The organism is Streptomyces melanogenes (assembly GCF_014649795.1).
In the GTDB taxonomy this organism is placed as follows: Bacteria; Actinomycetota; Actinomycetes; order Streptomycetales; family Streptomycetaceae; genus Streptomyces; species Streptomyces noboritoensis.
The window spans coordinates 112,434-134,774 of sequence record NZ_BMTS01000004.1; the positions used below are offsets into that span (position 1 = coordinate 112,434).

Annotated in this window: 21 protein-coding genes and 2 pseudogenes; 11 read left to right on the forward strand and 12 right to left on the reverse strand. The window is 72.3% G+C overall.

What is annotated here, in order from left to right; translation table 11 throughout:
* Window positions 1-40: 40 nt before the first annotated feature.
* From IE252_RS10510 to IE252_RS10535, 6 genes and pseudogenes are all read right to left on the reverse strand, one after another.
* Window positions 41-424, reverse strand: a complete 384-nt coding sequence (locus IE252_RS10510) for a hypothetical protein (RefSeq protein ID WP_190089083.1) — start codon at window positions 422-424, stop codon at window positions 41-43.
* Between the two features lie 124 nt (window positions 425-548).
* Window positions 549-1,187, reverse strand: coding sequence for a maleylpyruvate isomerase N-terminal domain-containing protein (locus tag IE252_RS10515; protein WP_190089084.1), 639 nt, complete (start codon window positions 1,185-1,187; stop codon window positions 549-551).
* A gap of 25 nt (window positions 1,188-1,212) precedes the next feature.
* The gene (locus IE252_RS10520; RefSeq protein ID WP_190089085.1) at window positions 1,213-2,451 is read right to left on the reverse strand and encodes a cytochrome P450; all 1,239 of its coding nucleotides are present in this window, start codon (window positions 2,449-2,451) and stop codon (window positions 1,213-1,215) included.
* Window positions 2,448-3,032, reverse strand: a complete 585-nt coding sequence (locus IE252_RS10525; protein ID WP_190089086.1) for a cupin domain-containing protein — start codon at window positions 3,030-3,032, stop codon at window positions 2,448-2,450. Before IE252_RS10525 ends, IE252_RS10520 begins: the two co-directional genes overlap by 4 nt.
* Window positions 3,033-3,081: 49 nt before the next feature.
* Window positions 3,082-4,278, reverse strand: a complete 1,197-nt coding sequence (locus IE252_RS10530; protein ID WP_190089414.1) for a cytochrome P450 — start codon at window positions 4,276-4,278, stop codon at window positions 3,082-3,084.
* 150 nt (window positions 4,279-4,428) lie between these two features.
* Window positions 4,429-5,469 (reverse strand): annotated as a pseudogene (locus IE252_RS10535) (type III polyketide synthase); the annotation flags it as partial.
* 210 nt (window positions 5,470-5,679) lie between these two features.
* Between IE252_RS10535 and IE252_RS10540 the strand changes: the two are divergent.
* Window positions 5,680-6,471 carry an SDR family NAD(P)-dependent oxidoreductase gene (locus IE252_RS10540; protein ID WP_190089087.1) on the forward strand — a complete coding sequence of 264 codons (792 nt, stop codon included), beginning with the start codon at window positions 5,680-5,682 and terminating at the stop codon, window positions 6,469-6,471.
* A 24-nt stretch (window positions 6,472-6,495) separates the two neighbouring features.
* Window positions 6,496-6,861, forward strand: a complete 366-nt coding sequence (locus IE252_RS10545; RefSeq protein WP_190089088.1) for a cupin domain-containing protein — start codon at window positions 6,496-6,498, stop codon at window positions 6,859-6,861.
* Here the strand turns inward: IE252_RS10545 and IE252_RS10550 are convergent.
* A complete protein-coding gene (locus IE252_RS10550; RefSeq protein ID WP_190089089.1) occupies window positions 6,846-7,235 on the reverse strand; it encodes a MerR family transcriptional regulator in 390 nt (129 codons plus the stop codon). The genes IE252_RS10545 and IE252_RS10550 overlap by 16 nt on opposite strands.
* A 45-nt stretch (window positions 7,236-7,280) precedes the next feature.
* A complete protein-coding gene (locus tag IE252_RS10555; protein WP_190089090.1) occupies window positions 7,281-7,853 on the reverse strand; it encodes a PadR family transcriptional regulator in 573 nt (190 codons plus the stop codon).
* A 132-nt stretch (window positions 7,854-7,985) separates the two neighbouring features.
* Here IE252_RS10555 and IE252_RS10560 point away from each other — a divergent pair, with 132 nt between their 5' ends.
* A complete protein-coding gene (locus IE252_RS10560) occupies window positions 7,986-8,723 on the forward strand; it encodes a 2OG-Fe(II) oxygenase (protein ID WP_190089091.1) in 738 nt (245 codons plus the stop codon).
* A gap of 45 nt (window positions 8,724-8,768) precedes the next feature.
* Here IE252_RS10560 and IE252_RS10565 read toward each other — a convergent pair whose 3' ends face one another.
* Window positions 8,769-9,590 carry a VOC family protein gene (locus IE252_RS10565; protein ID WP_190089092.1) on the reverse strand — a complete coding sequence of 274 codons (822 nt, stop codon included), beginning with the start codon at window positions 9,588-9,590 and terminating at the stop codon, window positions 8,769-8,771.
* Window positions 9,591-9,955: 365 nt separating this feature from the next.
* Here IE252_RS10565 and IE252_RS10570 point away from each other — a divergent pair, with 365 nt between their 5' ends.
* Window positions 9,956-11,161, forward strand: coding sequence for an alpha/beta hydrolase family protein (locus tag IE252_RS10570; RefSeq protein ID WP_190089093.1), 1,206 nt, complete (start codon window positions 9,956-9,958; stop codon window positions 11,159-11,161).
* 30 nt (window positions 11,162-11,191) lie between these two features.
* Here the strand turns inward: IE252_RS10570 and IE252_RS10575 are convergent, their stop codons facing one another.
* A complete protein-coding gene (locus IE252_RS10575; protein ID WP_190089094.1) occupies window positions 11,192-11,491 on the reverse strand; it encodes a DUF2087 domain-containing protein in 300 nt (99 codons plus the stop codon).
* Window positions 11,492-11,717: 226 nt separating this feature from the next.
* Between IE252_RS10575 and IE252_RS10580 the strand changes: the two genes are divergently transcribed.
* Window positions 11,718-12,686, forward strand: a complete 969-nt coding sequence (locus tag IE252_RS10580; RefSeq protein ID WP_190089095.1) for an AraC-like ligand-binding domain-containing protein — start codon at window positions 11,718-11,720, stop codon at window positions 12,684-12,686.
* Here IE252_RS10580 and IE252_RS10585 read toward each other — a convergent pair.
* On the reverse strand, window positions 12,646-14,022 hold the full coding sequence (locus tag IE252_RS10585) for an AMP-binding protein (RefSeq protein WP_190089096.1): 1,377 nt from the start codon (window positions 14,020-14,022) through the stop codon (window positions 12,646-12,648). The two genes, IE252_RS10580 and IE252_RS10585, sit on opposite strands and share 41 nt — an antisense overlap.
* A gap of 253 nt (window positions 14,023-14,275) precedes the next feature.
* On the opposite strand from IE252_RS10585, the gene IE252_RS10590 reads away from it, so the two are divergent.
* The 4 genes from IE252_RS10590 to IE252_RS10605 all read left to right on the forward strand — a co-directional run bounded on the left by IE252_RS10590 (window position 14,276) and on the right by IE252_RS10605 (window position 17,441).
* Entirely contained in the window at window positions 14,276-14,884 is a 609-nt protein-coding gene (locus IE252_RS10590) for a formyltransferase family protein (RefSeq protein WP_190089097.1), read from the forward strand.
* 120 nt (window positions 14,885-15,004) lie between these two features.
* On the forward strand, window positions 15,005-15,418 hold the full coding sequence (locus tag IE252_RS10595; protein WP_190089098.1) for a hypothetical protein: 414 nt from the start codon (window positions 15,005-15,007) through the stop codon (window positions 15,416-15,418).
* A 162-nt stretch (window positions 15,419-15,580) separates the two neighbouring features.
* Window positions 15,581-16,468, forward strand: coding sequence for a peptidoglycan-binding protein (locus IE252_RS10600; protein ID WP_190089099.1), 888 nt, complete (start codon window positions 15,581-15,583; stop codon window positions 16,466-16,468).
* 127 nt (window positions 16,469-16,595) lie between these two features.
* A complete protein-coding gene (locus IE252_RS10605) occupies window positions 16,596-17,441 on the forward strand; it encodes an NmrA family NAD(P)-binding protein (protein WP_190089100.1) in 846 nt (281 codons plus the stop codon).
* 9 nt (window positions 17,442-17,450) lie between these two features.
* Here the strand turns inward: IE252_RS10605 and IE252_RS10610 are convergent, their stop codons facing one another.
* A complete protein-coding gene (locus IE252_RS10610; RefSeq protein WP_190089101.1) occupies window positions 17,451-18,503 on the reverse strand; it encodes a radical SAM protein in 1,053 nt (350 codons plus the stop codon).
* A gap of 390 nt (window positions 18,504-18,893) precedes the next feature.
* Between IE252_RS10610 and IE252_RS10615 the strand changes: the two genes are divergently transcribed.
* Together IE252_RS10615 and IE252_RS43130 are read left to right on the forward strand one after the other, a co-directional pair.
* Window positions 18,894-20,753, forward strand: a complete 1,860-nt coding sequence (locus IE252_RS10615) for an ABC transporter ATP-binding protein (RefSeq protein ID WP_190089102.1) — start codon at window positions 18,894-18,896, stop codon at window positions 20,751-20,753.
* A 289-nt stretch (window positions 20,754-21,042) separates the two neighbouring features.
* A pseudogene (locus IE252_RS43130) lies at window positions 21,043-22,275 on the forward strand (ATP-binding cassette domain-containing protein); the annotation flags it as partial.
* Window positions 22,276-22,341: the final 66 nt, after the last annotated feature.

The window sequence follows — 22,341 nt, forward strand, 5'->3', positions numbered from 1 at the left end:
GTGCGGGCGGGACCCGCCCGCACGGCGACCGCCAGCGCGCTCAGCAGTGCGGCATCCCCTTCGGGGGGTCGTGCGGCGTGTTGACGTTGCCGCCCCAGACGTAGACGTCGTCGAGGTAGCGGCTGCCCGTCCACACGGACCCGCTGTACCAGACGTTGGTGTGGTGCCCGCCCGAGTTGACGTCGTCCCCGCGCGTCCAGCATTCGACGTCCATCGGGCGGCTCTTCGTCGTGGTGTACACGACGGTGCCCTTGCGGACGTGCGGGGTGGTCCGCACGTTGCTGTTGGCGTCCACGCTGTACGTGCCCTTCACCGCGGCCCGTTCGCCGACGCCCGCGGCGGACGCCTGTCCGACGCCGATCCCCGTCACCACACACACCGCCACGAGCACGCCCGCGAGCGCGCCCTTCCGTACGCCGAGCATGTTGTTCCCCCTTCTGATCGACCGTGGCCGGTCTGTCACCACGTGGGCCCATCGTGTGCCGGGCGGTGACCCGGGGGCGTCAACCCAGGGTGGTGAAAGGGGGTAAACCTGCGCGGTACCCGTTTCAGAACGCGGCGATGGTACGGGGTGCCCGCTCCCCACGGCTCAGCGCCCGCAGCACCGCCGTCGGGCCGTGGCGGCGCACGGCCAGGCGCGAGAGCAGATCGACGACCGTCTCGACGGCGCCCGGCGCGAGCTCCGGCGGGGCGATGCCCGCGCTCACCGCCAAGTCGTCGCCGTGCACCGCGATCTCCATCATCCGGGTGGTCAGGAAGTCGTCGAGCAGCAGCGACCACGGTCCCCAGAGCGGGATGCGGACCGGCCGGTTCTCCACCGAGGCCAGCGTGCCGGTGAGTTCGTCGACGGCCGCGGCCACCCGGTCCGCCAGCGCCCCGGCCCCGTCGGCGCCCGCGCTCTCACCGCCGCGCCGGATCCGTACGTTGATCTCGTCGTCGAGACCCGCCCCGATCCACTCCACCCGCTCGTAGTGTCCGAGCAGCGAGACGGTGGGCTCGGACGGTACGGGTTCGGCCAGCGCGGGCGGGATCGACAGGACCTGGTAGGCGAGATGGCCCGCCAGACCGCCCACGGTGAACTCCGCGAGCGCGCTCGGCCCCGGCCACGCGGCGGCGACCTTCGGGGCGCGCAGCAGGTCCGGGACCGAGGCCGCCAGGGCGAGGAAGTCGTGCCGCAGGGAAGTCATCCCCGTACCATCCCGCCCTCGTTCCTCACCAGGCAAGCGGCAGGGTCTCCGGCCCCCGGTTGATCGAGCCCCGGCGCCAGCGCACCTCCTCCGGCGCGATCGCCAGCCGCAGCTCCGGGGCCCTGCGCAGCAGTGTGGAGAGGATCACCTCCGCCTGCATCCGGGTCAGCGCGGCCCCGAGGCAGTAGTGCGCGCCGTGCCCGAAGGCGAGGTTGGGGGACTCGTCGCGGGTCAGCTCGAAGCGGTCCGGATCGGTGAAGACCTCCGGGTCGCGGTTGGCGGCCAGATACGAGACGTACACGGCCTCCCCGGCGCGGATGAGCACATCGCCCACCTCGACGTCCTCGGTGGCGATCCGGGGCAGCCCCACGCCGTTGCGCTGCGGGATGAACCGCAGCAACTCCTCGATGGCGGTGGGCAGCAGCTCCGGCTCCGCCCGCAGCCGCGCCAGCTGCTCGGGGTGCGTGAGCAGTGTGTACACCATCGTGGAGCACTGCTGGCGGACCTGGTCGAGGGCGTTGAGGACGATCATCACGGCCAGTGAGATCAGCTCGGGGCGACTCAGCGCGCCCTCGGCCTGCGCCAGGGACAGCTCGCTGAACAGGTCGTCGCCCGGGTCGGTGAGCCGGCGGTCCGCGAGTGCCCTGAAGTACCCGGCGATCTCGGCCTTGACCGCGTTGCTCTCCTCAAGGGAGTGGTCGCTGGAGAGGATGACGCCCCGCCAGGCCTGGAGCCGCCCGAGGTCGGACTCGGGCACCCCGAGCAGCTTCCCGATCACCTGCTCCGGCATCGGGCCGGTCACGTACTCGGTGAGGTCGGCGGGCGGCCCCTGGGCCAGCAGCTCCCCGACCAGCCGCTCCGCGATCGCCTCCGTCTCCACCCTCAGCAGCGCGATCCGCTTGCGGTTGAAGGTCTGCGCGAGGAGCCGCCGAAGGCGGGTGTGGTCGGGCGGATCGGTGCGGCCGATGCCTCCGGCGGGGGCCACGACGTGCGGGGTCATGCTGGTCACCGGCCGGTCGACGGTCAGCGCCCGGCTGAACCGGGGGTCCGAGGTGACCTCCTTGATGTCCTGGTACCGGGTCACCAGCCAGGCGTGGCCGTCCCCGAACCGCATCCGCACCAGCGCGACCGGCTCCTCGCGCAGCAGCCGGTGCAGCAGCGGGTCGAACTCCAGCGCGTCCAGGTGCTCCACCGGCCAGAAGTGCTCGGTGGCCTCGGCGGAGGTGCGCCGGCTCAGCTCGTCGACGCGTACGTCCTCGCTCATGACGTCACCCGCGCTTCCGCCATCGGGGCCTGTGCAGGAGGCGAGTGCCGCAGCGGCGTGAGCTGTTCGATGTCGTACCGGACGCGCAGCTCCTGCACGGCCGCCGGATCGATCCCGCCCCCGCTGTTGAGCAGTTCGAGCAGCTCCTCGAAGTACCGCTCGTGGTCCGGCGGAGGGGCGGCCTGGAAGAGCATCCGGGCGGGGCGGCCGGTCGGGTTCGCGAAGGCGTGCGGGCAGCCGGGCGGCACCAGGATCATCGTCCCCGCCGTCGCCCGGATGTGGCGCTGACCGGAGGGCGACTCCCACTCCCGCCAGTCGTCGAGGGTGCGGACCTTCGGCTCGAAGGCCATCACGTCCAGCTCGCCCTCCAGGAGGTAGAACAGCTCCTCGCTGCGGCTGTGGGCGTGCGCGCCGACGTCGAAGCCGGGCGGCACCACCACCTCGAAGGTGGACGCGACGGTCGAGTGCGCGCCGGTGACCTTGAAGGTCACCTGCTGGGCGGCGGTCTTGAGGGTCCGGCCGCCGCCGGGCGGGATCACCAGACCGTCGGTCGGGCGGGTGTACGGGTCGGGGTCGTCCACGGCTCTCTCCTCTCGGAACGGTCTTGTCAGAACGGGTCCTGACAGACCGTCACCACTTCACCGGCAGTTCCTTCGGCCCCCGGATCAGTGCCCCCCGCTCCCACACCACCTCCTCGTCCGGCACGGCGAGCGCCAGGTCCGGGAAGCGGTCCCACAGCGAGCGCAGCAGGATCTCGGACTCCATCCGGGCCAGCGTGGCGCCGGGGCAGTAGTGCGGGCCGTGCCCGAAGGCGACGTGCGGGTTGTGGGTCCGGTCGAAGTCGAGCTGCTCCGGATCCGCGAAGACCTCCGGGTCGCGGTTGGCCGTCAGATACGAGACGTAGACCGGGTCGCCCGCCGGGATCAGCACCCCGCCCACCTCGACGTCCTCCAGGGCGATCCGCGACAGGCCCACCGCGTTGCGGTGCGGGATGTAGCGCAGCAGCTCCTCCACGGCCTGCGGGACGAGCTCCGGCTCGGCGCGCAGCCGGGCGAGGTGGCCGGGCCGGGTGAGCAGCGCGTACACCATGTTCGCGCTGTTGTTGCGCACCGCGTGGGCGCCGCCGATCTGGATCAGCACGGCGAGCCCGACGGCCTCGTCCTGGTCGAGCACCCCGTTCTCCAGGGCGGCCGCGAGCACGCCCGCCAGGTCCTCCTCGGGCTCCGCCCGGCGCCGCTCGATGAGATCGCGGAAGTACGCGGCCATCTCCGCCTTGGCCTGCTCGCTGGCCTCGCGGCCGCGCGCGGCGGAGATGATGGTGTCCGACCAGTGGGCCATCCTGGACTGGTCCTCGTCCGGCACCCCCATCAGCGCGCACACCATGGCGAGCGGGAAGGGCCGGTTGAGGTGGGCCATCAGGTCGAGCGGCCCGCCCCGGCTCTCCATCCGGTCCAGCAGGCGGTCCACCACCCGCTGGGCGTGCTCGTGCAGGCGGCGCATCGACCGGGCGGTGAAGGCGCTGGCGACCACGCGCCGCATCCGGGTGTGGTCCGGCGGGTCCGCGAACCCGACGGCCCCGTCCATCGGGATGAAGTGCGGGGCCAGCCTGGTGACCTGGCGTCCCATCACGGCCTGGCGGCTGAAGCGCGGGTCGACGGAGACGAACCGCACGTCGTCGTAGCGGGTCGCCAGCCAGGCGTGGCCCTCGCCGTTGGGCAGCTTCACCCGGGCGACCGGCTCCTCGTGCAGCAGCCGCGCGAGCAGCGGGTCGAAGGCGAGGCCGGGCAGGTCCGGCGGTGCCCAGAAGTGGATCTGCGGTTCGGCCATGGCGTTCTCGCCTCCTGTCTGGGGGGTACGGGGGCAGGCGGCCGCGTCCGGCACGGCGGCCGCCTTCGGTACTGCTTCCATCGGCACAGAGGCCTTCTTCGGCGCGGCCGTCTTCTCCGGTACCGCGGTCTTCTTCGGTACGGCCGGGACCGTCCAGTGCCCGAGCGCCACCTCGGCGGTGATGCCCGGGCCGAACCCGGCGATCAGGCCCTTGGCCTGGTGCTCCACCCCGCCCTCGTCGAACAGCCGCCCGAGCGCGTCCAGGACGACGGCGCTGGCGATGTTCCCGTACTCGGTGAGCGTGGCGCGGCTGAACCGGAACGCCTCCGGCGGCACTCCGAGGTATTTGCAGAGGTCGTCCAGGATGCGCGGGCCGCCCGCGTGGACGATGTAGAAGTCCAGGGTGGACGCGTTCCAGCCGTGTTGGTCGGCGAGCCGGCCGAGGACGGGGGCCAGCGCCTCCATCGTGCCCGGGACCCGCTTGTCGAGCAGGAAGTGGAATCCGGTCTCCCGTACCGCGTACGCGATCCAGTCCTCGGTGTCCGGTACGAGGTGCGAGCCGTTGCGCTCCAGCCGGATCCCGGTGCCGCCCGAGCCCCGGACGACGGCGGCGGCCACGGCGTCGCCGAACAGGCCGTTGGACAGCAGCGTGCCGACGCCCAGGTCGGTCGGCTGATAGCTCAGCGAGCAGAACTCGCAGGCCACGATCAGTACGTTGGCCCCGGGATAGGCGGTGCAGAAGTCGTGCGCGCGGTTGATCGCGCTGCCGCCCGCAGCGCAGCCGAGCTGGGCGATCGGGACCTGGCGGGTCTCTGGCCGAAAACCCATGCTGTTGATCAACCAGGCCGTCAGGGACGGCATCATGAACCCCGTGCACGACACATAGACGATCAGATCGATGTCACGCGGCGACAGCTCGGCGGTCTCCAGCGCCTGCCGCACCACCCGCGGCACCCGTGCCTTGGCCTCCGCCTCGTACAGCTTGTTCCGCACCTCGAAGCCGGGGTGGCGCAGGGTTTCCTCAAGGGGCTGGACGATGTGCCGTTTGGCCACCCCGGTGTTCTCGATCAGGCGTAGCGCGAGCGCGAGCTGGGGATGGTCGGCGTGAACGCTGCGGACCAGGTCGAGCGTCTGCTCTGAGGTGATCACGTGCTCGGGCACGGCGACGGCAGGTCGGCACAAGACGGCCATGGGCGGAACATCCTGAGGAGGTAGACGGCGCCCGGTCTCGTGACGGGGGACGGGCGGGCTGCCGGACAGCCGTGTCGGATCATTCCAGACCTATGGGGGAAGACCTCTCGGATCTATCTGAAAGTACACAAAAGTGTCATTCGAGTGGCGGGCGTGACGCCGGACTGCCAGGGGCACGGGGCGCGCGAAGGGTTGTGAAGGGGAGTGGGCATGTCGTCGGCGTTACTGGACGGTCGGGTGGCTCTGGTCACGGGTGCGAGCCGGGGGATCGGCGCCGCCGTAGCGCGTGCGCTGGGGGAGCACGGGGCGGCCGTGGCCGTGAACTACCTGCGCAACGCCGAGGCGGCCGCGGGCGTGGTCGCCGACATCGAGAAGTCCGGCGGCCGGGCCGTGGCGGTGGCGGGCGACATGAGCGACCTGGAGCAGGTACGGGCCGTGGTGGCGGCGAGCACGGCCGCCCTCGGCGCGCCGGACGTGCTGGTCTGCAACGTCATGGTCGGCGCCGAGGCCGTCGCCGCCAGGGCTGGCGCGGCCGGGAGCTTCATCGACACCCCGCAGGGCATCGCCTCGGTGCGGGACGCGGTCGCCTCCCAGCTGGACGCGACGCTCGCCTGCTGCCACGCCGTCGTCCCCGCGATGCGGCGCAACGGCGGCGGCTCGATCGTCCTGATCGGCGCCTCCGCCACGCACAACCCCTATCCCGTACCCGTCGAGATCACGGCGGCCAAGAGCGCCCAGGACGCGGTCGGCCGGGCGCTGGCACGGGAGTTGGCCCCCGACAACATCCGGGTGAACACGGTCGCCCCCGGCTTCGTCCCCACCGACGCCAACGCGGGCCCGCACCAGGCGGCCCTGATCGCCCATGTCGCCGCCGGCACACCGCTGCCCGAGGCGATCGAGGCTTCGGACGTGGCCGACGCGGTCGTGGTCCTGGCCAGCGACCTGTCGAGGAAGGTCACGGGCACGTTCCTGCCGCTGGACGGCGGCCGCACGACGATCTGAGACGGTTGGTTAGGGTTCGACACCATGAACGACGACCAGGTGTACGTGGGCAACGCGGGCAAGGACGCCGCGCTCGACCGGGGGTGGCTGCTCGGCCACTTCAAGGACGCCGGGGATCCACGGCACAGCGAGGCCGTGGAGATCAAGTGGGGCGTCCATCCCCGTGGGGACGAGCGGGCGCTGTGGGTGACCGGCGAGGAGCGCACCGCGCTGCTGGTCCTGATCAGCGGCCGCTTCCGGGTGGAACTTCCGGGCCGCACCGTGACGTTGGTAGAGCAGGGCGACTACGTCGTGTGGGGCAAGGGGGTCGACCACTCCTGGCACGCGGAGGAGGAGTCCGTCGTCCTGACCGTCCGCTGGCCCTCGGTGCCGGGCTACCGGGCGCCCTGAGTCTCCGCAGTGTCGTTCTTGGGGCGTACCGCGTCGAGGTACTCGGCGACCGCGTCCCTGTTGCGGGTCAGGCACTGGATGCGGGCCGTCATGCGGTCGCGCTGGAGCTCGAGGGTGGTGATCATCTCCGGCGTCGCGTCGGAGAAGTGGATGACCCGGGGCTTGTCCAGGCACGGCAGGATCTGCTTGATGATCCTGGTGGGAAGCCCCGCGTCGAGCAGTCCTCTGATCTGCATGACCCGGTCCACGTAGAACTCGTCGTACTCGCGATAGCCGTTCGGCGTGCGCTCGGCGGCGATCAGACCCTGCTCCTCGTAGTACCGCAGCAGCCTCCGCGGCGTGCCGGTGCGCTCCGACAGCTCCCCGATCCGCATTCCGTTCGCCTCCCGATCCCGTGGCCCGCTGTGAGGCCCAGACCATCACATGGATGTCATGGTACGGCCGCCCCGCTGATCCAGGACCGCGAGTGTCCGTTCCGCCCAGCGGATGTTCTCCTCCTCGAACGCCCGGCCCCTCATCAGGGTCAGATAGGGACCGACGCGTTCGGCGCGCGCCAGGTACTCGTCCTCGGTGCGCCCGTCGAGCAGCCGGTCCCGCAGCCGTTCGTAGCGGGCCAGTTTGGCCCGGGCCCACTCCAGCCGCTCCGCGACCGCGCCCCGTACGGCTTCGGTGTCGCCCGCGTCCACGGCCTGCACCTTCACCAGGAGCTCGTCGCGGATCGCGCTGGGGCGGGGAGGCTCGGCGGTGAAGGAGCGCAGGGCCGCGTAGCCCGCGTCGGTGAGGGAGAACAGGCGCTTGTTGGGCCTGCGTTCCTGCTGGACGAGCCGCGCCTCGACCAGCCCCTCGGACTCCATCCGCTCCAGCTCCCGGTAGAGCTGCTGCGGGGTCGCCATCCAGAAGTTGGCGACGGACGCGTCGAATCCCTTGGCCAGGTCGTACCCGGAAGCCTCGCCCTCCAGGAGCGCGGCGAGAACGGCGTTGCGCAGTGCCATCGCGCCAAGCTATCACTTTCTTCACTAGGCAATTAGGTGAGTAATCGACGCGTGTAAGCATCCAGTACGCCGCCGCACCGCGGCGTCCGAATCCCGCCAGCGGCCCCGGTCGCGAAGCGCGACCCTCGCCCTATGAACACGAACGACGCCACGCATCTGGCGGGCCGCCCGGCCGACCGTGTCGCGGCGGTGGACTGGCCCGCGCTGGCCGAGGAGCTCGACGAGCACGGCAGTGCGCCCACCGGCCCGCTGCTCACCCCGGGCGAGTGCCGGGAGATCGCCGCGCTGTACGACGAGGACGCGTACTTCCGTACGACCGTGGACATGGCCCGACACCGCTTCGGCTCCGGCCAGTACCGCTACTTCACCCACGACCTGCCCGACGCCGTCGCCGAACTGCGCGCCGCTTTCTATCCGCGGCTGCTGCCCGTCGCGCGCGAGTGGGCCGCGAAGCTGGGGCGCCCGGCGCCGTGGCCGGACACGCTGGGGGAGTGGCTGCGGATGTGCCATGACGCCGGGCAGGCCAAGTCCGCCCAGATCCTGCTGCGTTGCGGGCCCGGCGACTGGAACGCCCTGCACCGCGACGTGTTCGGCGAGGCCGTCTTCCCGCTCCAGGTCGTCATCGGCCTCAACGCCCCCGGCACCGACTTCACCGGCGGGGAGTTCCTCATGACCGAGCAGCGGCCCCGAGCGCAGTCGCGGGGGTCGGCCGCCACCCTGCCGCAGGGCCACGGGCTCGTCTTCACCACGCGCGACCGGCCGGTGCGCTCGCGGCGCGGCTGGTCGGCGGGGCCGATGCGGCACGGGGTGAGCACGGTCCGCTCCGGGCGACGGCACACGCTGGGGCTCGTGTTCCACGATGCGCAGTGATGCCGGTGAGTCCGGCGGATCCGGCCTGACCGCCCGGGGCCCTGGTTACGCCTTCTGTTGCGCCACCGCGCGCGTGTCGATGGTGAACGTGGCGCCGTCGGGGTCGCGGATCGTCGCCCAGGGGCCGTTGGCGGCCGTGCCCTGGGCGATGACCATGCCGCCGCGGGCGCGGGCGGTGGCCGTCTTGGCGGGCACGTCCGTGGTGACGAAGTGGACCTCCCAATGCGGCCTGATGGTGGGGTCCGGCGCCGCTTCCAGGGCGCCGGAGCTGAGGCGCGCCACGATGTGGCCGCCGTGCCGCAGGACGACCTCCTCGGCCTCGTACTGGACGTCGCAGCAGCCCGGCCGGTCGGCCGCCCAGTCCAGGACCTCGCCGTAGAAGATCGCCGCTTCGAAGGCGTTGCGGGTGCGCAACTCCAGCCAGGCCGGCTCGCGGTCGCGCCAGGACTCCCAGTCGTCGACGAGCTTGCCCTGCCAGATGCCGAAGACCGCGCCGTCCCGGTCGGCGGCGAGCGCGCCGCGCCCCGTCTGGAAGGCGACCGGGCCCACGGCGACCGTGGCGCTGCGCTCGCGGATGCGCGCGGAGGTCGCGTCGGCGTCCTCGACCGCGAAGTACGGCGTCCAGGCCACGGCCACCTGGAGCGCGGGCGCCAGCGCTCCTATCCCGGCCACGGGCTCGCCGTCGTCGAGCGCCACCCGGAACTGCTCGCCGAGCCGCCCGGTGCGGAACGTCCAGCCGAAGACGGCCCCGTAGAAGTCGAGCGCGGGCTCCAGCTCGCGCGCCATGAGGCTCACCCAGCACGGTGCCCCGAGCACCGCCGCACTCGACGAGGCCTTGGAATCCGGGACCGTGGTTGTCCTGTCCATCGCTGATGCCGATCGCTATCGCTTGGCGGCTTCCTGCGTCACCATTTTCCCGCAAAACGGGCACCCCGCACCCAGCCGCTTTGATGGTGTGCCGTTACGCAGTGTAGTGGCTACGCTGCGTATGGTGCCGCTCACCGTATCGGAGGCCGTCTCCGGGCGGGCCGGAGGGGGTCCGGCCGTCCGTCGGCACCCGAAACACCTTCCGTCGTCCCACGGCCCGCCGCAACCGGTCCCGGAGGCCCGGTGATCGCGCGAGCCCACCTCCGGGTGGAGACGCGGGGCAGCCCACGGGTGGACACGGCGGCCCGCGAATAGCGACCCGAGGACGACGCGCCCGCCCGGCCCCACGCTCTACCGTCGAGAGCATGATCGGACGCACTCGGGCGGTCACGGCCGTCGCGCTCTCCTTCGCTCTCGCGCTGCCTGTCGTGGCCGCGAGTACCGCTTCCGCTGCGCCCCAGCCATCGGCGTTAGCCGCGGCGGCGCCGCCGGTATCGGCCGCACCGGCCGACGTCGCCGCCAGTCCCCTGCAACTACCAAGCCCCACAGGTGAGTACGGGGTGGGCAGCTCCGTGTTCCACCTGGTCGACCGGTCGCGTACGGACCCGTGGAAGCCCGGTGCGGGCGCCCGCGAGCTGATGCTCACGCTGCACTATCCGGCGGCGCGGCCCGGTCCGGGACGCCCGACGCCGTACGCCACCACTGCGGAGACGGGCCTTCTGGTGAAGGGCCTCGGCATCGAAGCGGCCGTCCCGGCGGCGCAGTTGAGCGCCACCCGGACCCACAGCCGTCCCGACGCGCGCCCTGCGCGGGGAAGTCACCCCCTGATCGTGCTCTCGCCCGGCTTCAGCGTGTCCCGGTACACCCTGACCAATCTCGCCGAGGACCTCGCCAGCAGGGGCTATCTGGTCGCCTCGCTGGACCACGCGTACGAGTCGTTCGGCATCTCCGTCCCCGGCGGCCGGACCCTGACCTGTCTGGCCTGCGACGCGCTGGGCGACGGCGGTGTGTCGGGGAGCGTCGTTACCGCGACGCGCGCGGGGGACGTCTCCTTCGTCCTCGACCGGCTCACCGGCCGCCATCCGATATGGCGGTACGCCGACATGATCGACAAGAAGCGCATCGGCATGGCCGGCCACTCCATAGGCGGCGCGAGCGCGGCCAGCACGATGCTGGCGGACCGGCGGGTCGGGGCCGGGATCAACATGGACGGGGCGTTCTGGGACACCCTGCCCTCCACAGGGCTCGGCGGGCGCCCCTTCATGATGCTCGGCACGGACGAGCACCGGCCGGGCGGCCACGACAAGACCTGGGACAGGGAGTGGCCGACGCTCGGCGGCTGGAAGCGCTGGCTGACGGTGGCCGGGTCGGAGCACTTCACCTTCTCCGACAGCCCCGCCATCGAGGAGCACTTCGGGCTGCCGCAGCCGCCGCTGCCCGCGCGGCGGGCCATCGACATCACGCGTACGTATGTGGCCGCGTTCTTCGACGAGCACCTGCGGGGGATACCGCAGCCGGTGCTCGCGGGGCCGACGGCCGGGAACCCGGAGGTGAGGTTCGAGAACCCCTGAAGTGTCGGGGGCCGGTCGGCCGCCGAGCGGTTACGCCGCCCGCTGGTAGCTGGCCCCGTCCCGGGTGCGCGTCAGCAGGCCCGCCGTGATCAGGTAGCGGCGCAGCGCCGGGTAGTCGTCGTGGACCGTGAGCAGCGCGTCGTTGACCTCGCCCTCGGTGTACTGCCGCCCCGGCTCGAACAGCGTGTCCTTGAGGTGGACGAGCAACTGCTCACGGCGGGCCGCCTTGCGGGGGATCGCCGTCAGCCGGCCGTGCGAGAAGAGCGTGGTCACGGCTCGGGAGCTGCTGGTGATGTGCTGGGCGGTGGCGCCGGCGGAGTTCTCTGACATGGCGCGAAGCCTTACCCATGGGTCGGCCGCGGGGCAACGGAATTTGGCCCGCGCCGAGCCGGGGCGGCCGTCGCGGCGCTCCGCGCGGCACTCGCGCGGAGCGCCGGTTCCGGGCGGAAGGCGGCAGGTGAACGGCGGTGGATGGCCGATCATGTGCTCGACGTCAAGAGAACGCGTGTGCCATGCTCGCGCCACATCGGACATCTGGCACAACGGGGGGTGTGGGATGGGTCTGACGAGCGAGTTCACCACCGCCGTGGTGCCGGCGGCCGAGCGGTTCGCGCTGTGGACGGAGCTGGCCGCCCAGTCCCATGTGCGCAACTGGCTGCGCAGCGAGTCGGCCGAGGACTTCCAGGCCTGGCTGCGCGTCCTCGACCTGGGCGATGTGCGGGTGTCGACGCTGACGTACCCGAGCGTGGAGATCCTTCGCACGCCCAAGCTGATCCGACAGGACGACCCCGAGGTCTACCAGGTCAACGTCCTCAGGTCGGGCAGCGGTCACGCCGCGCAGAACGGGCGGCTGGCCGCCGTGCGGGCCGGAGAGCTGGTCCTGGTGGACAGCAGCCGCCCTTTCGAGGGCGGGTTCGACGGCGAGTTCTCGTCGATGACGGTGGTGCAACTGCCCCGCGCCCGGCTGCCGCTGCCCCAGGACGTGGTCCAGCAGGTCACCGCGACCCCGATCGCGGCGGACCGGGGGATGGGCGGGGTGTTCGGGCGCTGGCTCGCCGACCTCGACGCCCGGGCCGACGAGTGCGCGCCCGGCGACATCCCGGCGCTGGCCTCGGTGACGGTGGACCTGCTCGCCGCCGTGCTCGGACGCCGTATGGCCGTCGAGAACGAGATGACCCCCGAGTCGCGCAAGCACGCGCTGCGCGTGGAGGTCTGCGACTTCATCAACCGGCACTTGAGCGACCCCTCCCTCTCGCCCGCGACCGTCGCCGCCGCCCACCGGATATCCCTGCGCCACCTCCACCAGATCTTCGACTCGCGCGGCACCACGGTCGCCGCGTGGATCCGGGCCCGGCGGCTGGAGTGCTGCCGCCGGGACCTGGCCGACCCGGCCCTGCGCCGCCGCCCGGTGTACGCGATCGGCGCCCGCTGGGGTTTCATCGAGCCGTCCCACTTCAGCCGCGCCTTCCGCGCGGCGTACGGGATCAGCCCGCGTGACTACCGTGAGGCAGCCCGGAACCGCTGACCGGCTCGTCCGTCCGGGAGTGGCGGTAGAGGAAGCCGTACTCGTCGGCCCAGCAGGCGTCGCCCGTGAAGGTCCAGCCGTTGCGCACGGTGTCCTGCTGGCGCTCGTCGTCGAGATAGCGGCAGCCCGTGGGGCCCTTGACGGCCAGCGCGCCGACCTGGCCGTACGGCAGGGGACGCCCGGTCTCGTCGACGATCGCGGTGAGGTAGCCGGGGACGGCCCGCCCGATCGCGCCGGGACGGGACCAGGCCTCCTCGCCGCGCATCGAGACGAAGATGTGGAGCAGCTCGGTGGAGCTGAGCCCGTCGATCACGCTGTTGCCGGTCCGCTGCTTCCACCGGCGGCGCGTCTCGGTCGGCAGCGCCTCCCCGGACGAGACGCACTCGCGCAGCGAGGCCAGGTCGTACGGGGTGGGATCGGCGCAGATCGCCTGGTAGCGGGCGGGGCCGCTGAAGCAGACCGTGGCGCGGAACTCGCCTATGGCGCGGGCGATTTGGCGCGGCGAAGAGGTGTCGAGCAGCACCGTCGAGGCGCCGACGTGCAGGGGGAAGAGGAGCAGTCCGCCAAGGCCGTAGGTGTCCGCGAGCGAGGGCGTGCCGATGAAGCGGTCGTCGGCGGTGGCCCGTAGGACGTGCCGGGGGAAGGAGTTGCACGCGGCCATCACATCGCGGTGCGAGTGCACCGTGGCCTTGGGCATTCCCGTGCTGCCGGAGGTGAAGGCGATCAGACAGGGGTCGGTCGCGGCCGTGTCGACCGGGAGTGACCAGTCGGGCTTGTCCTCCATGGCCCGCTCAAGCCCGCCCTCGGCGCCCACCCCGCCACGGAAGAACATCGTCCGGGGCACCCGCCCGGTCGACTCCAGCTCGGACCGCAGGCCGGACTCGCACAGGGCGTGGGTGACCCGGGCCTTGTCGATCACCAAGGCGAGCTCCTCGGCCCGCAGCGTGGGCTCGGTCGCCACGACCACCCCGCCCGCCCGCACCACCGCGAGCCAGATCGCCGCCAGCATCGGTGTGTTGGCACCGCGCAGCAGCACCCGGTTGCCCGGCACCAGGCCCATGTCCTCGGTCAGGACGTGCACGATCCGCGCCACGACGGCGGTGAGCTGCTCATACGTCCAGCGCACGCCGTGCGGGGACAGCACGGCGGGCCGCTGTGCCCGGTCCAACGAACCGCCCCCCTCCAGGAGTTCCCACCCGCAGTTCAGCCGCGCGGGGAAACGCAACGAGGGCATGCCGAGGAGCAGATCGGGCTGGAGCGGCCCGGGTGGTAGGTGGTCCCGTACGAAGGTGTCCGCGTGGGCGGATCCGTGATCTGCTTGCGATGGGGTGTTCAACTGCCTGCCCCCTCCTGGTCGGCTTGTGCCTCATTCAACGAGGGCCGACTAGAGATGTCCTTGACGATCCGTGCGCGCCCCTTGTCGGATCGTGCACACAGCGACGATCGGGGCCGGTGGGACGGGGGTTGCCGAAGTCGCGGAGAAGCGGGGCGCGTCCGCCGGGCGCCCGCTCCCGAGCGCTCTTGACGACCCGGCACCCCGTCAGCACCCTGGCTCATGCCGGGGAGGCGGGCCCGAGCGAGGGGGACGCGTGGGACTTCATCGCGCGCGACGGGGCGATCCGTCGTTGCTGCTGGTCACGGACAGGTCGGCGTGGGGCGAACTGGTCGGGCGGTTCGCCCGGGCGAGCGGCGCGGCCGTCGCGCACATGCTGTGGGAGCACGGCGACCCGGTCGCCCACGACCCGCTCGGCGGCTGGGAGGGCGACTGGATAGTCGGTTTCCAGGCCGACTACGTCCTGTCCGGCCAGGAGCTGAAGCGCGCCCGCCGCGGCGCCCTCAACTTCCGTCCCGGGCCGCCCGACATCCGGGGCGTGGGGATGTACGAGGTGGCGCTGGCGCGGTCGGCGGACACCTTCGGGGTGACCTGCCACCACATGGTCGAGCGGGTGGACGCGGGGCCGATCGTCGAGGTGGAGCGCTTCCCCGTCGCGGAGGACGCCACCGGCGCCGCGCTGTGCGAGGAGGCCGCCGCCCGGGCCTATCTGCAGTTCCTGCGGCTCATGCCCCTCGTCGTGAACGGCGCCGAACTGCCGGTGTCGACGGAGGAGTGGCGCGGCCCGCTGCACACCTGGGCGCAGCTGCGCCGCCGCTCGTGGCCGGATGCGGGCGTACGGAGTGTGCGGAGCGTGAAGGGATAAACCACGCTTTCCGTTAGATCTCATAGCAGTGGAGAATCGATTGCTCACGGAGAGTGACCACTAGGGTGATCTTGACGCGCGTGCTGTGCGCGTCGGTTGCTCTTCGAAAGGGTTGTCTCCATGCGCCTCCGCACCGCTGCCGCCACCGTCACGGCCGGCACCTTCGTACTCCTGCTCACCGTCTCGGGCACGGCCAACGCCGCGACCGGCGACTTCTCGTACAAGTACGTCGGCCTGGACGGGCAGCCGCAGTCGGACGCGCTGCACGATCCGGATTCCGGGGAGTGCGTCACGCTCGCGGAGGTCGCGGACCCGGGCGCCTCCGAACCCGCCTTCGCCCCGCACAACAACACCGACGAATTCGCGATGGTGTTCACCGGGCCCGGTGCGACACGGCAACTCCGGCCCGCGGCCCGGCAGACGGGCCTGCGGCTGCCCGGCCTCGCGATGTGGATGGGGCCGCCGGTAATGCCCTTGCCAAGGAGACCCACCGAATCGTTTCGGCAGGGTCGTTGCGCGCAACACTGTTCATGACAGGCCAACTCCGCCTCGACCCCCGGCTGGTCGACGGAGAGTCATGGAACACCTCGGCGGGACGTGCCCGTGGGGGGCCTTCGGCTTCGACGTCATCAGCCGGCCCCCCACCCGTTCCCCCCACGGGCCCCGCACGACCGGGGCTCCGCTCTGGAGGCTTCGATGCCCGACCTCTGGCTGCCCGGCGCACAACGCATCGACGTGGGAGACCACGCCCCCACCGACAGCACCTACCCCGCCAAGGCGATCGCCCACATCACCTGGGACAAGAACGCCACCGCCGCCCATCCCCAGGACCAGGTGCCGTACGGGAACCTGCAGGACTGGTTCGGCCGCAACCCCGACGGCAAGACGTCCGCCCCCCATATCCTCTGGTCGCCCTTCACCGGCGCGTTCACCCAGTTCTTCCCGGCGAACTCGCGCTCCAAGTCGCTGGTCGACTTATCCGGCGGCACCCGCACCAACAGAGCGGGCTCGGTCGTCATCCAGATCGAGTCGCACTTCTTCCCGTACTGCCGGGTCAACGGCAAGGTCTACGCCAGGCTCGTCGACACCCCCTGCGCCGGCTGGGCGACGCTGAACGCCTGGGTGCGCTCCTGGGGCGTGCCCGACACCTGGCCCATGGGGCGGCCGGTCGACTTCACCTCGCGCCGCGACGAGCACGTGTGGGAGACACAAGGGGGCTGGTACGGACACCAGCAGGTGCCGGAGAACACCCATCAGGACCCCGGCTCCTGGCCCCAGTTCACCGGGGCGCCGCCGAAGGCGAAGGTCTCGCTGGTCCATGTCGTCGCCGCGGCCAGGCGCGACCCCGGCCTCCCGCAGGGCGGCACCACCTACAAGGCGGAGGTCCTGGTCGTGGAGCGCGCCCTGCAAGCGGAGGGGCTGCTCAGCGCCACCTGGGTGGACGGCTCGTTCGGCACCAAGACGAAGACGGCGTACGCCGCCTGGCAGCGGCGGTGCGGCTATTCGGGCCCGGACGCGGACGGGATCCCCGGCCGCGACTCGCTCACCCGGCTCGGCGCCCGCCACGGCTTCACGGTCGTCTGACACCGCCCAACCGCAGGGCTCACAGGTCCCGGCGGCCGATCGCGACCTCGGTGACGACCGCCGGGACCAGCGCCCATGCCCGAGGGCGGCTGCGGAATATCCCGTGCACCGACCGGTTGAGCTGATCATGAACAGGATTCTGGTGACCGGCGCGACCGGCAACGTGGGCAGTCAGGTGGTCGCGCAACTCGTGGCAGAGGGCATCGGAGTACGGGCGTTGACGCGTCGGCCGCAACCGGCCGGGGTGCTGAACGGCGTCGAGGTCGCGACGGGGGACCTGGCGGAGCCGGAGTCGTTGGAGGCGGCGCTGGCGGGGATCGAGACGGTGTTCCTGATCTGGCCGTTCCTCACCACGGAGGGTGCGCCCACCGCCCTGGAGGCGATCGGGCGGCAGGCGCGCAGGGTCGTGTACCTCTCGTCGTCGGGCGTGCGCGAGGACGTCGACCGGCAGAGCGATCCCATCAACCAACTGCACGCCGACATGGAGGCGTTGATCGAGGGGTCCGGGCTTGAGCGGGCCGTCCTGCGGTCGAACACCATCGCCTCCAACACGCTCGGCTGGGCCGGGCAGATCCGGGACACCGGGGTGGTGCGCGGCCCGGACATCGCGCCCACCGCCGTGGTCCACGAGCGCGATGTCGCGGCGGTGGCGGTGCGGGCGCTGGCCGATCCCCGGCAGGTGGCGGTGAAGCACGTCCTGACCGGCCCGGAGGTCGTGAGCAGGGCCGAGCAGGTACGGGCGATCAGCGAGGCGATCGGGCGTCCGCTGCGGTTCGAGGAGGTGCCCGTGGAGGACGCCCGGGAGCAGATGCTCGCGGACGGACGGCCGCCCGCCCTGGTGGAGGCCCTGCTGGCGAGCGCCGCGAAGCGGTCGCGGTCGGACCTGGTCACCGGCACGGTGGAGGAGATCACCGGGAAGCCCGCGCGTACGTTCCGCACCTGGGCGGACGACCACGCCGACGACTTCCGCTGACTGTCGCTCTCACAACCGCCCACCGGCCGCCGGTACATGGACCGGGCGGGCCTCGATGCGCTCGCGCACCTCGGGCGAGCCGAACCGCAGGTCGATGCGGCGCACCGCCTCGGCCCAGTCGGCGCGCGTGCGGATGGCGTTGAGGCAGTCGACCACGAACGGGTCGTCCCAGCGCGCCCGGGACCGCCGCCACAGGACCAGCGGGTCCTCGGTGAGCAGGCTGCCCACCGTGCCCTCGTAGATCGGCATGGCGCGCACCTCGCCGTCCGGCTCGATCTCCATCGGGCGGAAGCTCGGGGTGCGCGCGAGGAACTCCGGGTTCATCTGCACCTCGAAGTTCTCGGTGGTCTCCACGGCGACCGACGCGGGGGCGGCCGCCTGGAGCCGGCGCCGGGTCTCGGGCGCGATCAGCTCGGCCACCTGCTCGTCCCGCAGCAGCTCGTGCTCGACGAACGAGGGGCGGCTGGCCAGCCCCGTCGGCACCACCGCCCCGAAGTACAGGGTCTCCAGGTGCGGGAAGCGGGGTGCCACCTCCGCGCACATCCGGTCCATCTCGTCGAAGTTGCTGCGGATGACGACGTAGTCGATGCCGAAGCGCGGGGCCGGGAGGCCCGCCGCGAGCCTGCGCCCCACCTCCGCGTCGATCCGGGCCAGTGCGCCGGTCGCCCGCTCGAAGGAACGCGCGCGCCCCCGTATCCGGTCGTGGGTCGCGGCCGTCGCCCCGTCGAGGCTCACCACGATCTTGGACACCGTCCCGGCCAGCGCCTCGACCGTCGCCGCCGGCACCGCCCAGCCGCTGGTGTAGACGAAGACCACCAACCCGGCGTCCGCGAAGTACCGGGCGACGTCCACGATCCGCTTGATGGTCAGCGGCTCGCCGCCGCACAGGGTGATCTGCTGCGGCTCAAGGGAGAGGATCGCGTCCGCGACCCGCATCATCTCGTCGTGGCTGAGGTTCTTCGCCGGGCGCCGCCCCGACTCCGTATAGCAGTGGTAGCAGCGCAGCGGGCAGGCGAACGTGACGTCCCAGATGATGGCGTTGGGGTTCTCGACGGTGTCCATGGGCGTACCTCCAGGCCGCGGGGGCGACACACGTCGCCGGATCCGCACGCTACGAACGCCCGGCCCGCCGGTCTTCCGTGGCGAAGTACGCAATGAGCGCGGGCGCGTACGTACGCACCCGGGATACCTACGGAACCCGCGCGCCCCCAACTCCGTACCGGCGGCTTTGAGTTACGTAGTCGAATACGGATCTCCTCGGCCCGGTCCAGCGGCTAGCTTCCTCTCCTGTGACCCAGAGCACGGAGGAGGTGAGCCTCATGATGTATCCGCCCCCGACCGTCGGTACCGGTCGCTAACGCGAAGGCGGTGGCCGCTTCCGTCCCGGAGCGGCCACCGCACCCGTCGGCCGGGAAGGCCGGCGAACCCCGTCCGGCGGAGGTGAACCGGTTCATGAAGGTCGACAGCAGAGGCACCAACGAGAGCAAGAAGAAGAACAGTGACCGGGCCGGCAGTGATGTCCTGCTGCTGGTGCGGCAGTTGCCCCGGGCCGCCAAGGGGCTGACCTTCGCGCTCGCCGTGCTCGTCGTCGGGCAGGCCGCGGGCAGTGCGCTGCTGCCGCTGGCCACCGGGCGGCTGGTGGCGGCGCTGACGGACGCCTCCAAGTCGATGCACGGCGTGACCGTCGGACTCGTGCTGCTCGGCGTGGTGCTCTTCCTCGACGTCGTGCTCGACCCGATCCGTACGATGCTCGCCTGGCGCCTCGGTACCGCGCTCGACGGGGCGACGGCCCAGACCACGGTCGACGGAGCCCTGCGCCCGGCCCAGATCGGCCACCTGGACGACGCGGACGTGGCCGACCGCATCGAGCGCGCCCGGGCCGTCGGCCTCGGCGCGCACCCCCCGGGGCAGGCGGTCACCGCGCTCGCCGGGCTGGTACCGCTGCGGCTGACCGGACTGGTGTCGGCCGTGCTGCTCGGCTGGGCCGGGCAGTGGTGGATGCCGGTCGTCCTGGGCTCCGCCTGGGTGGTCACCGGGCGCTGGCAGGAGAAGGAGATCGGACGGTCGGTCTCCGCGCACGCGGGCGAGACCGCGCAACTGCGCCGCGCCGCCTATCTGCGCGAGGTCGCCATCACGGCGCCCGCCGCCAAGGAGGTGCGCCTGTTCGGCCTGCGCTCCTGGCTGGTCGAGCGGTTCACCACGGCCTGGTGGGACGGCATGGTGCAGATGCGCCGCGCCAGGGTCAGCCCGCGCCGCCACACCCTGGCGATCCTGCTGCTGCTCGCCGCGCACCTCGCGGTCGTCCTCCCGCTGGTCCACCAGGCCACCCACGGCGAGCGGTCGGTGGAGCAACTGACCGTCGCCCTGCAGGCGTTGCTCGGGCTGTTCGCGCTCGGCTTCAGCGGGGACCTCCAGTGGATGTTGCACACGGCGAGCGCCGCGATCCCGGCCGCGCTGGCGGTCGGCGAGCTGGAGACGGCCGGGGAGGCGGTGCGGCTCGGTGCGGCCGGGCTGCCGCGGGGGGAGATCCGCTTCGAGAAGGTCGGCTTCGCCTACCCGGGCGGCCGCGGCCGGGTCCTCGACGGCCTCGACCTGGTCCTCCCGGCCGGCTCCTCGCTGGCGATCGTCGGGGACAACGGCGCGGGCAAGAGCACCCTCACCAAGCTCCTCGCCGGGCTCTATCTGCCCGACAGCGGCCGCATCACCGTCGACGGCCAGGACCTGCGCGCCCACGACCCCGAGGCCTGGCGCCGCCAACTCGCCGTGGTCTTCCAGGACTTCGTGCGCTACCCGTTCTCCGTACGCGACAACGTCGGCTTCGGCCGGATCGAGACGACCGCTGATGACGAGGCGCTCACCGAGACCACCCGGCTCGGCGGCTTCCTCGGGGTGGAAGCTGAACTGCCCGGCGGCTGGGACACCTTGCTCAGCGGTGCCTACACCGACGGCACCGAGCTGTCCGGCGGGCAGTGGCAGCGCCTCGCGCTGAGCCGGGCCCTGTACGCGGTCCGGCACGGCGCCCGCGTGCTCGTCCTCGACGAACCCACCGCTCACCTCGACGTCCAGGCGGAACACGAGCTGTACGCCCGCTTCCTGGACATCACCGCCGGGCTGACCACCGTCCTCGTCTCGCACCGCTTCGCCACCGTCCGCCTCGCGGACCGCATCGCCGTCGTCCAGGACGGCCGGATCGGGGAGTACGGCACGCACGACGAACTGCTCGCCGCCGACGGCCGGTACGCACGGATGTTCCGCGTGCAGTCGCAGCCCTTCATGGAGCAGGGCGTACGGGAAGGAAGCAGCCGTGCGTAAGAGCCTCGCAGCCATCCGCCTCCTGATCGGGACCGCGGTCAAGGCTGACCCCCGGCGCGCCCTGGTCGTCCTGACCCTCTCCCCGCTGCTCAACGTGGTGGCGGCGCTCCAAGCCATGGGCCTCCAGTGGATGGTCGACGGCGCCAGCGGCCACAACCGCACCGAGGCGGTGCGCGGCGGGCTGCTGCTGCTCGGCGTCACCGTCTTCGTGCACCAGGCCGCCGCGATCGCCACCGATCTGCGGCTGGTGCTCCAGCACCGCGTCGGCCTCGAATTCGACCGCAGGCTGATGGACCTGTGCTCGGCCCCGCCGCACATCGGGCACTACCAGGACCCCGAGTTCCTCGACAGCGCCGAGGTGGTGCGCCAGCGGCGCGGGGAGTTCGGCACCGCGCTGGCCGCGCTGGTGGAGAACGCGAACCTGGTGGCCCGGTTCCTGGGCGCGCTCATCCTCCTCGCGGGCGCACATCCGCTGCTCGCGCTGCTGCCGTTGACGATCGTGCCGCTGGCCGCCGCCAACCGTTGGCAGGCACGGCTCGTGGCCGGGGCCGAGCGGGCGGGCGCCGAGGCCGACCGCCGCCGCCGGGCCGTGTTCTCCCTGGCCACCGATCCGGCACCGGCCCGCGAGGTGCGGCTGTACCGGCTCGCCGGTGAGCTCTCGACGCGCCACCGGGACGCCTTCCTCGCGGCGAGCGGCCCGCGCGAGGCGGCCCGGGCCAAGGGCGCGGTCGCGGTCGCGGCGGGATGGCTGGTCTTCGCGGCGGCGCTCATCGGAGGGCTCTACCTCATCTCGCGCGCGGTGGTCGACGGAACCGGTTCGGCGGGCCAGGCGGTGCTGGTCCTGCTGCTCAGTACGCGGCTGGTCGGCGCGACCACCGGCCTCGGCTGGCTGATCGGTTGGCTGCGCCGCTCGCTCGACACGGTCGCGCTGTATCTGCGGCTGGTCGACTACGCGGGGGAGAGCGGGGCGCGGCAGGACACCGCGCGGCCGGGCCACGTACGGGAATCCGGAGGCGAACTCGTCCTGGACGGCGTCTCGTTCACGTACCCCGGCCGTACGGAACCGGCGCTCGGGCCCGTCGACCTGACCCTGCCCGCCGGGACCACCGTCGCGGTGGTCGGCGACAACGGGGCGGGCAAGTCCACGCTGATCGCGCTGCTGGCCGGGCTGCAACCGGTGTCGGCCGGGCGGATCACCTTCGGCGGCCAGGACCTGGCGGGGATGTCCGCGCAGGAGTGGTCGGCGCGGATCACGGCGTGCTTCCAGGACTTCTGCCGGTTCGAGCTGCTCGCCCGGGAGGCGGTCGGGCTCGGTGAGCTCGGGGCGCTGGACGACGAGGCGGCGGTGTGGGCCGCCCTGGAGTCGGCGGGGGCGGCCGACGTGGTGGCGGGGCTGGGCCGGGGGCTTGACACCCAGCTCGGCCGGACGTTCCCCGACGGCACGGACCTGTCGGCCGGGCAGTGGCAGAAGCTGGCGCTGGCCCGCGCCCGGATGCGCACCCGGCCCGCCCTCGTCCTCCTCGACGAGCCCGCCGCCAGCCTCGACCCGGACAGCGAGGCCGAGTTGCTCGGCAGGTATCTGCGGGCG

Excerpts from the sequence above, each read along its gene's own strand:
- IE252_RS10510 (WP_190089083.1), bottom strand. The coding sequence starts at position 424 with ATGCTCGGCGTACGGAAGGGCGCGCTCGCGGGCGTGCTCGTGGCGGTG.
- IE252_RS10515 (WP_190089084.1), bottom strand. The coding sequence starts at position 1,187 with ATGACTTCCCTGCGGCACGACTTCCTCGCCCTGGCGGCCTCGGTCCCG.
- IE252_RS10520 (WP_190089085.1), bottom strand. The coding sequence starts at position 2,451 with ATGAGCGAGGACGTACGCGTCGACGAGCTGAGCCGGCGCACCTCCGCC.
- IE252_RS10530 (WP_190089414.1), bottom strand. The coding sequence starts at position 4,278 with ATGGCCGAACCGCAGATCCACTTCTGGGCACCGCCGGACCTGCCCGGC.
- IE252_RS10540 (WP_190089087.1), top strand. The coding sequence starts at position 5,680 with ATGTCGTCGGCGTTACTGGACGGTCGGGTGGCTCTGGTCACGGGTGCG.
- IE252_RS10545 (WP_190089088.1), top strand. The coding sequence starts at position 6,496 with ATGAACGACGACCAGGTGTACGTGGGCAACGCGGGCAAGGACGCCGCG.
- IE252_RS10550 (WP_190089089.1), bottom strand. The coding sequence starts at position 7,235 with ATGCGGATCGGGGAGCTGTCGGAGCGCACCGGCACGCCGCGGAGGCTG.
- IE252_RS10555 (WP_190089090.1), bottom strand. The coding sequence starts at position 7,853 with ATGGCACTGCGCAACGCCGTTCTCGCCGCGCTCCTGGAGGGCGAGGCT.
- IE252_RS10560 (WP_190089091.1), top strand. The coding sequence starts at position 7,986 with ATGAACACGAACGACGCCACGCATCTGGCGGGCCGCCCGGCCGACCGT.
- IE252_RS10565 (WP_190089092.1), bottom strand. The coding sequence starts at position 9,590 with ATGGACAGGACAACCACGGTCCCGGATTCCAAGGCCTCGTCGAGTGCG.
- IE252_RS10570 (WP_190089093.1), top strand. The coding sequence starts at position 9,956 with ATGATCGGACGCACTCGGGCGGTCACGGCCGTCGCGCTCTCCTTCGCT.
- IE252_RS10575 (WP_190089094.1), bottom strand. The coding sequence starts at position 11,491 with ATGTCAGAGAACTCCGCCGGCGCCACCGCCCAGCACATCACCAGCAGC.
- IE252_RS10580 (WP_190089095.1), top strand. The coding sequence starts at position 11,718 with ATGGGTCTGACGAGCGAGTTCACCACCGCCGTGGTGCCGGCGGCCGAG.
- IE252_RS10595 (WP_190089098.1), top strand. The coding sequence starts at position 15,005 with ATGCGCCTCCGCACCGCTGCCGCCACCGTCACGGCCGGCACCTTCGTA.
- IE252_RS10600 (WP_190089099.1), top strand. The coding sequence starts at position 15,581 with ATGCCCGACCTCTGGCTGCCCGGCGCACAACGCATCGACGTGGGAGAC.
- IE252_RS10605 (WP_190089100.1), top strand. The coding sequence starts at position 16,596 with ATGAACAGGATTCTGGTGACCGGCGCGACCGGCAACGTGGGCAGTCAG.
- IE252_RS10610 (WP_190089101.1), bottom strand. The coding sequence starts at position 18,503 with ATGGACACCGTCGAGAACCCCAACGCCATCATCTGGGACGTCACGTTC.
- IE252_RS10615 (WP_190089102.1), top strand. The coding sequence starts at position 18,894 with ATGAAGGTCGACAGCAGAGGCACCAACGAGAGCAAGAAGAAGAACAGT.